The following is a 7,065-nucleotide window of genomic DNA, read 5'->3' on the forward strand; positions in this document are numbered from 1 at the left end:
GCTTCTTTGGATTAGGTTTTCGTATTTCATTTGGAAATTGTAAATCTTCAGGATACTTTCGCAAGAGGTCTAGTATTCTCCTGGAAATACTGTAAACAACGCTAGGGATTTCTACACATGAATTAGTCCTTAGTGGTAGTTGAATCGGATGGCGGTGTGGGCGGGTTTGAGGCGGTTGAACAGACTACCAATTACGGCGTCGCTGTATTGGCTCAAGCGGCTGCCGGCAGTACCGGAGCCGGCGCGGAAGCGCCACACGGTTTGCGATTGGGCGGCCACGTCCACCCACCACACCCACATAATGTCTTCGCGGGCGAGACGGTCGCCGGCGCGGTTTACACCGGCGCGGAAAGGCTGCGGCTCGCTGATGGTGATGGTGTAGCCGGCTGCGGCAGCCAGCCGGATGAAATACGGGATGCTTAGGCCGCCGGTCTCATTGAGTTTGGCCAACACATCGGCTACGCGGCGGGCGTAGTTGTCGGGCTGCGGCGGATTGATGCCGAGCAGGCGCTCCCAGCGTGTGATGTCGCCACCGGCAGTGGGGGCGTAGGCGGCAGCCAGCACCTGTGCCGACTGCGTTTGCACGCCGCCGAATATGGCGGCTTCCGCCTGCCGCTCGGCGGCCTGCCGGGTGGCACGTACGTCGTAGCTGACGGGCGGATAGTAGAGTGGGAGTAAATCAGCGTAAGTCATAACAGGGTCATCTCAAACGTGCCCAAGGCCAGCCATTGGATGTGCGGGGTGATGGTGGCGTTTTGGTTGGCAGACGGGCTGACCAAAACGCGGTCGCGCACGCCCGGAGTGTCGCTAATCAGTGCCTCGATATGGCTTTTATAGACGGTGTCGCCCGGCTTGATGGTCGCGAAATAGGCTGACAAGGCGCGGGCAGCGGCATCTTTGACCGCAGGCAAGGTGTAGCCGTCGGCCGGCGATACGCGCACCGATACATTGAGCGGCACACGCTGCGGTGCCATCACCTGTACGTTTTTGGCGGTAACCGGGCGGCGCTCGTCGATATACTGCTGTACGGCACGCACCACATCGGGCGACGACAGGCCGGAAGCGGTGAGGATAGCCACATCCACCGTGCCCAAGCCGCGCCGCAGCGGATACACAAATGCCGCCTCCACTCTCGGTACGTCCATTGCCCAGCGGTAATAGTCGTAGGCATTTCCGCCGGCGGGCGGTTGGCGTAAGCGCGACAGCAGCCTGTCTAACAGCGCGGCATCGCTCTCGATATCGGTGCCGCCCACCATACTCACGAGTACGGCGTCCGTCTTAATACCGGCAGGTGGGCTTTGCAGTTTGGCCGGGGTATTGTCCGGCTGGTTTCCGGCCGGACCGGTGCTCAGGCAGTGGCAGGCAATCAATCCCTGACCGCTGCCGTCGGTTTGACCTGGTGTACTGGTTTGATAGGCAATGTTGCCCACTTGGGCCACCAGCCCTGCAGGCATAACGGTATTGGGCGCGCCGCTGATGCGGATGCTGCCCGCCGCTGCGGCAGCCGCTTTGCGCCAAATGCGATACATGGCGCAATGGCGCTCCAAATAGGCGGTGTCCGCCGTATCGGCAAACACCTGCCGCAAAATCCACTCTTGATGCTGGTATTGCCCCTCGGCCAGTGCGGCCAAAGCGGTGGCGCGGGCGTAATTGTCGCTGCCGGGATGGGTGTGGGCAGCAGGCTGTTGGTTGCTCAAATCACGCAGGTAGTCGCTGCGCAATTGCTCAAAGTTTTTGGTTTTCATGCCAGCCGCACCTCATGGATTAAGGATAGATTCCGGCCGCTCATATCTTCCCCGTCAATATACAGCCGCAGCCAGCCGCGCCGTGCCAAAGAGGCGGCCACATTGATGCAGCCGGCGCGGCAGGCATCCAAAATCGGCTGCAAAGCCTGCTCGGCATACTGCTTGGCCAGCACCGCCATGCGCGGCAGGTCTTTCATGCGGCGCAATTCGTGCATGCCATTTAGCCAACAATGCCAAAGCTGCTGCCGTTTGGCTCTGCACCTGCGCCATATCCGCCGTCTTGCCCTTGCGTCCGCGCGGGATTTCAATCACCACCCGGTCGCCGTGCAGCACACTCAAATACTCGCTGATAAAGCGGCTGCCGGTCAGCGCCTCAAACTGGGCTATACGATTGAGCGGCAATATTCTCCAACAGCCAGCGGTAATACGTTTTAAGTTCCACCCCCATCAGGTCGGCCATCACTTTTGACGGCAGCCGCCGCTCCTTGGCATGACGCTTGGCCAGTTCAATGGCATGGTCTAAAGAGGTGGCTTTCGCCTGTCGTTTGGTGATTCTCATAATGAAAATTCGCTGTACGGGAATTTAAATGCGTGATTTTTTAGCTTAATTAACCTACAATTCAGGCATTCACTACTTTCGCAGTGTTGGCCGGAAGTTCCGGGTTGCATGACGCTGCGGCCAAATATCTTCAGGCTTCATACCTAAAGCATCGGCAATAATTTTTTCGCCTTTAGGGTAGAACGGGCAGTAAAGAGCGTTTCGTAAGGTGTCAGGGCCTAATCCACTGGCTATTGATAAGGCACGCACCGACCAACCTGCCTTTTTAAGCGCAGCGACCACATCCGCGCGGTGCCAGTCTGCTGTATTTTTTTGCATTGCTATTCACTCCATTCGTTTAGCTTAAATGTTATGCGCTTTCGTTTAACGTGCTGGCATATTACTAAACAAATGCGGTGTGTGCAATCGTTTGTTTAGTATCTCTATATTTGTTCAGCTATTTTGCTAATCATTTGATAAATATTTGAAAATTTACTAAACAAAAACTACTTTATTTGTTTATTCTTTTGTTTGGTCGGTAGATGACTAAACAAAAGAGTTGGGTTTGCTATGAGCAGCTTTAAAGAGCGCCTCCAATTCCTATGGGGCGATGCCAAGCCAGCACAAATCGCAAGAGATTTAAATTGGTCTATTAGCGGCGTATTAAGGATTTTTGAAAAAGACACCATTCCAAAAGCTGAAACCCTTGTTTCAATTCAAAAATTGAAAGGGTGTGATTGGAATTGGTTGATGACTGGGGAAGGTGTGCCTTTCCCTAAAGGAGCTGCAACAGATAGTAATCAAGAGTTGCAAGAGCCTGTCGCGGGCTATAATGCAAAATGGAACGCCAAAAGCATCCAGACTGCCCCAGAGGTGCGGGATACGCTCGGTAATCCCGTGGACTTGAGCGAATTTGTCTTCATCCCACGTTACAACGTTAAAGTTGCGGCGGGACATGGTTATGTCGCTGAAGACGAAAAACCAAGATTCACAATGGCTTTTCGGAAATATTGGATTCGTGTCCATCTGCGTACCGACCCTAAATCTCTCTCGGTTGTCAAAGTGGCAGGCGACAGTATGGAGGGCATATTGTTTGATGGCGATAACGTGTTGGTGGATCACAGCCGAAATCAACCCGGAAACGGCTTATATGTGTTGCGGATTGGCGAGGAGCTCATAGTCAAGCGTACCCAAACCCTCCCGGGCAACCATCTACTGGTTTCCTCTGCGAACGAGGCTTACCAACCATTCGAATTAAATTTAGCTGACGAAACATCAGGCGTTGAAATCATCGGCAAAGTAGTATGGTTCGGTCGGCAAATTTAAGAAAGTTTAAATCCCCTTTAATAACCGATTATTTTCCGCACATTTCAGTGCAAAAGATAACGCATTTTTTATCAAACCAAAGCAAAAGCTGGTGCAAGTTTTTTCCCGCACCAGCTTTGCTCAAACCCACGCCCCATAAAGATTTTCGCCGTTTTTTTTCTTCTACCCACTCAGTGCAAAAATAAACACCTCCCCACAAATATTGAAATAAATGAAAGCCGAATAGTGTTAGCTATTCGGCTTTTTTGAATTAGGCTGCCTTAGTTATCTAAGGCAGCCTAATTTTTTTGTGAAATGAAGGAATAGGGGGAATTATCTTGGGTATTGATTAAGATAAATTTATCATTCCCTTTTTATTTTCTATTCCTAAATTTCGGTAAGAGCATTTGAAGAAACTAATGCTTTTTTAGTGGAATATTTTTCAGACGGCCTTTCAGTCGCTAATTTTTATTGTGCGCAGCGGAAGCCTAGGTTATGCACTGAAAATTTTGACTGTAGGCTTGTACGGAAACCATAGCGTAGGAACGCTGCGTAGTTTGTAGGATCAGTAGCTCCTGCTGCTGCACCACTACAGAACATGGCACTATCTACTCCTCCGGAGTTTAACAGACTGCTGTTGAAATCTTCAGTCCATTCCCAAATTAGGCCGTGCATATCGTAGATGCCCCAATAATTGGGTTTCATACGGCCTACATCACGCAAACCCTGTCGACTGCCTTGTGCATACCAGTTAAGGATGGTGTCTTTATAAGCTTTTTCATTAGCCCCGTTTGGCTTGAGTTCGGATGCTTGTCCGGCATATTCCCACTGGTTGATAGTGGGTAGGTGCTTACCTTGGGCAGTACAATAAGCATTGGCTGCAAACCATGAAATAAATACAACTGGTTTGTTCAAGTCTTCTTTTTTTGGAGCAAAACCGTTACCATCTTTAATCCAGTGTGAGAGATAATGTTTGTCACCCTGTTTGCTGCTGAGTTTTCCACGTTGCCACTGTGGATTTTTCTTTACGAATTCAAAGAATTGTGCATTGGTTACAGGTAGTTTGTCTAATTTATAAGAAGACACTTTAGTTAGTGGGGCATCAGCGGCCAAGTAAAGCGGCCGGTAGGTGCCACCGCTAATGTCTGCCATATCTGTCGCTGAAGATAATGCTGCGCTTGTAAGTAATAATGTATAAAAAATAGAGTTTTTCATAATTTCCTCATGTTGGATGATTTACATGTGTCCTGTCGAGAGAGAAAGATTATTTCCCTGCTCGGAAGGCGGCAATTTCTTCAACAGTAATTTCCCCACCTTTGTTGTCAAACATATTTAATACATAGGTAGAAACTGCTGCAAGCTCTTCGTCTTTCATAGGCAGGGCGGGCATGATGCCATCGTATGTCTTTCCGTTGACGGTAATTTGTCCGCGTATGCCTTTGGCGATAGAGGCTACCAATTGCATTTTATCTTCCGAAAAATAGTCTGATTTAGCAAGCGGAGGCAGTGAGTCGTTTGCCCCCATTCCGTCTGCACCATGACAGGCTTTGCATCGTTTATCGTAAATGTCTTTCCCTGCCTTTAGTCTCTCATCAACTTGGGGTTCACTTGCTTGTTTAGGTGCAACGGCAGGTTGTTCAGTAACGGCAGATACGTTTGTATTTTTTGGAGTTTCTGCAGTTGTCTGCTGGGTGTTGGTTTGACTTTGATCGTTACAAGCAGAAAGGAGTAGACAGCCGACAATGAGGGTTAATAAGGTAGATTTCATTTTTTGCTCCTCAATTAAATTAGTATTTTATTATTTTAGCTGCACTAATCTTGCAATAAATTGTTTTATCTCAAAAAAGTATACTTAGAATAATTGAAAAAAGGCATCTATACTACCTGAATTTTGGTTTGTCTGAATCATATGAATGTTTTCAGACGGCCTTTCATCCAAGAATATAGATGCCTAATAATGGTTTTATAGAACCAAATTAACGATTAATGACTTGCACCACTCTCAGGGTTGGAAGAAGCTGAAGCGGGAGCTGCAGGAGTTGAGGCTGCAGGAGCTGAAGCACCAGAAGCTGCACCTGCTGCTGCGCCAGTACCTTTATAGGCTTCATCGCTCAGTTTTTTGGTCATTACTTCTGGATGATCTTCACCTTCTACAACCAATTGACCCAAAGCACCTTTGTTAAATGCACGGAAGAGAGAGTGGTCAACAATGGTATAGCTGCCAGGAATATCAACTTTAAACTCAATCATAGCTGCACCACCTGCAGGAATCAGGGTGCTTTGTACGTTTTCGTTAATCAGTTTGCCGCCTTCAACATATACTTTGTCGAAGATTTCACCGATAACGTGGAAAGAAGACACCAAGTTCGGACCACCGTTACCTACGTACATACGTACGGTTTCACCTACTTTGGCTTTCAGCGCGTTATCGCCTGCAATAGCACCAACGTGACCGTTAAATACTACGTAATCTGCATCTTCACGGATGGCTTTATCCATATCAAAAGGTTGCAAGCCAGGCTCGCCGTATTTGCCTTTGGTGTAGAAGTCGCCTTGAACGATGTAGAACTCTTTGTCTACTTTCGGCAGGCCTTCTTTAGGCTCAACCAAGACCAAACCATACATACCGTTACCGATGTGCATACCTACCGGGGCCACAGCACAGTGATAGATGTACAGGCCGGCTTGCAGTGCTTTCCAGCGGAAAGTAGAAGTGCGGCCGGGTGCGGTAAATGTAGCAGCAGCACCACCGCCAGTGCCGGTAGAAGCGTGGAAGTCAACGTTATGAGGTACGGTAGAATTTGGGTTGTTGGAGAATTCTACTTCCACGGTATCGCCTTCACGCACACGGATCATTTGACCTGGAACGTCACCGTTGAATGTCCAGTAAGTGTAATCAACGCCATCAGCCATTTTCATGGTTTTTTCGATGGTTTCCATTTTTACTTTAACCAAAGCAGCGTGATCGCGGTTTACCGGGGGAGGTACTTCCGGAGCATGGGTCATAACTGCATCGATAACAGGCAGCTGATCAACCGGAACATCGGCTTCGGCAGTTTGGGGAGCTACATCCGGAGCGGACGGGGTAGAAGAAGCTGTAGCCTGAGTTCCTTGTGCGGCAGGTTGCTGTGAGGCTTGTTGCTGACCGTTACAGGCCGCTAAAACAAACGCTGAAGTGATCAGAGCAGCTAAAGTTTGGCGTTTCATAAGATACTTTCCTTTTACTGGGTTACGTTTACAAATTAAGTGATGGCATTATGGATTACCTATCTTAACATTTATTTGATATAAATCAAATAGGCGGCATTAACATTTTATTTCGTTAGTTTTACATGCTTCAACATAACATAACTAGGGCTTAAAATATAAGAAATCGATTTATTTTGTGCTTATATTTAGAGCTTATATTTAGAGCTTATATTTAGAGCTTATATTTAGAGCTTATATTTAGAGCTTATATTTAGAGCTTATATTTAG

At 48.3% G+C, this 7,065-nt stretch carries 9 protein-coding genes; 1 reads left to right on the forward strand and 8 read right to left on the reverse strand.

The features are described 5' to 3' along the window. Positions 1–129 precede the first annotated feature (129 nt). The 5 genes from ACTHSL_RS11385 to ACTHSL_RS11405 form a co-directional block, all read right to left on the reverse strand. Positions 130–693, reverse strand: coding sequence for a YmfQ family protein (locus tag ACTHSL_RS11385; protein WP_440381490.1), 564 nt, complete (start codon positions 691–693; stop codon positions 130–132). Then, positions 690–1,745, reverse strand: a complete 1,056-nt coding sequence (locus tag ACTHSL_RS11390; RefSeq protein WP_440381491.1) for a baseplate J/gp47 family protein — start codon at positions 1,743–1,745, stop codon at positions 690–692. Before ACTHSL_RS11390 ends, ACTHSL_RS11385 begins: the two co-directional genes overlap by 4 nt. Then, positions 1,742–1,960: a phage GP46 family protein gene (locus tag ACTHSL_RS11395; protein WP_440381492.1), complete on the reverse strand. Its 219-nt coding sequence runs from the start codon at positions 1,958–1,960 to the stop codon at positions 1,742–1,744. Before ACTHSL_RS11395 ends, ACTHSL_RS11390 begins: the two co-directional genes overlap by 4 nt. Positions 1,961–2,118: 158 nt before the next feature. Then, positions 2,119–2,304, reverse strand: a complete 186-nt coding sequence (locus ACTHSL_RS11400; protein ID WP_440381493.1) for a hypothetical protein — start codon at positions 2,302–2,304, stop codon at positions 2,119–2,121. Between the two features lie 72 nt (positions 2,305–2,376). Continuing rightward, positions 2,377–2,622, reverse strand: coding sequence for a helix-turn-helix domain-containing protein (locus tag ACTHSL_RS11405; protein WP_083284577.1), 246 nt, complete (start codon positions 2,620–2,622; stop codon positions 2,377–2,379). Positions 2,623–2,853: 231 nt separating this feature from the next. Between ACTHSL_RS11405 and ACTHSL_RS11410 the strand changes: the two genes are divergently transcribed. After that, a complete protein-coding gene (locus ACTHSL_RS11410; protein ID WP_440381494.1) occupies positions 2,854–3,609 on the forward strand; it encodes a S24 family peptidase in 756 nt (251 codons plus the stop codon). Positions 3,610–4,056: 447 nt separating this feature from the next. On the opposite strand, the gene ACTHSL_RS11415 is transcribed toward ACTHSL_RS11410, so the two are convergent. The 3 genes from ACTHSL_RS11415 to nirK all read right to left on the reverse strand — a co-directional run bounded on the left by ACTHSL_RS11415 (position 4,057) and on the right by nirK (position 6,795). After that, positions 4,057–4,803 (reverse strand): formylglycine-generating enzyme family protein, encoded by a 747-nt coding sequence (locus ACTHSL_RS11415; RefSeq protein WP_049249901.1) that lies wholly within the window; start codon positions 4,801–4,803, stop codon positions 4,057–4,059. A gap of 49 nt (positions 4,804–4,852) precedes the next feature. After that, positions 4,853–5,356: a c-type cytochrome gene (locus tag ACTHSL_RS11420; RefSeq protein ID WP_440381495.1), complete on the reverse strand. Its 504-nt coding sequence runs from the start codon at positions 5,354–5,356 to the stop codon at positions 4,853–4,855. 215 nt (positions 5,357–5,571) lie between these two features. After that, the gene (gene nirK / locus ACTHSL_RS11425; RefSeq protein WP_440381496.1) at positions 5,572–6,795 is read right to left on the reverse strand and encodes a copper-containing nitrite reductase; all 1,224 of its coding nucleotides are present in this window, start codon (positions 6,793–6,795) and stop codon (positions 5,572–5,574) included. Between the last annotated feature and the right edge of the window lie 270 nt (positions 6,796–7,065).

Origin of the sequence: Neisseria sp. P0008.S010, assembly GCF_051962715.1 — a bacterium.
Classification (GTDB): domain Bacteria; phylum Pseudomonadota; class Gammaproteobacteria; order Burkholderiales; family Neisseriaceae; genus Neisseria; species Neisseria elongata.

Excerpts from the sequence above, each read along its gene's own strand:
- ACTHSL_RS11385 (WP_440381490.1), bottom strand. The coding sequence starts at position 693 with ATGACTTACGCTGATTTACTCCCACTCTACTATCCGCCCGTCAGCTAC.
- ACTHSL_RS11390 (WP_440381491.1), bottom strand. The coding sequence starts at position 1,745 with ATGAAAACCAAAAACTTTGAGCAATTGCGCAGCGACTACCTGCGTGAT.
- ACTHSL_RS11395 (WP_440381492.1), bottom strand. The coding sequence starts at position 1,960 with ATGCACGAATTGCGCCGCATGAAAGACCTGCCGCGCATGGCGGTGCTG.
- ACTHSL_RS11400 (WP_440381493.1), bottom strand. The coding sequence starts at position 2,304 with ATGAGAATCACCAAACGACAGGCGAAAGCCACCTCTTTAGACCATGCC.
- ACTHSL_RS11405 (WP_083284577.1), bottom strand. The coding sequence starts at position 2,622 with ATGCAAAAAAATACAGCAGACTGGCACCGCGCGGATGTGGTCGCTGCG.
- ACTHSL_RS11410 (WP_440381494.1), top strand. The coding sequence starts at position 2,854 with ATGAGCAGCTTTAAAGAGCGCCTCCAATTCCTATGGGGCGATGCCAAG.
- ACTHSL_RS11415 (WP_049249901.1), bottom strand. The coding sequence starts at position 4,803 with ATGAAAAACTCTATTTTTTATACATTATTACTTACAAGCGCAGCATTA.
- ACTHSL_RS11420 (WP_440381495.1), bottom strand. The coding sequence starts at position 5,356 with ATGAAATCTACCTTATTAACCCTCATTGTCGGCTGTCTACTCCTTTCT.
- nirK (WP_440381496.1), bottom strand. The coding sequence starts at position 6,795 with ATGAAACGCCAAACTTTAGCTGCTCTGATCACTTCAGCGTTTGTTTTA.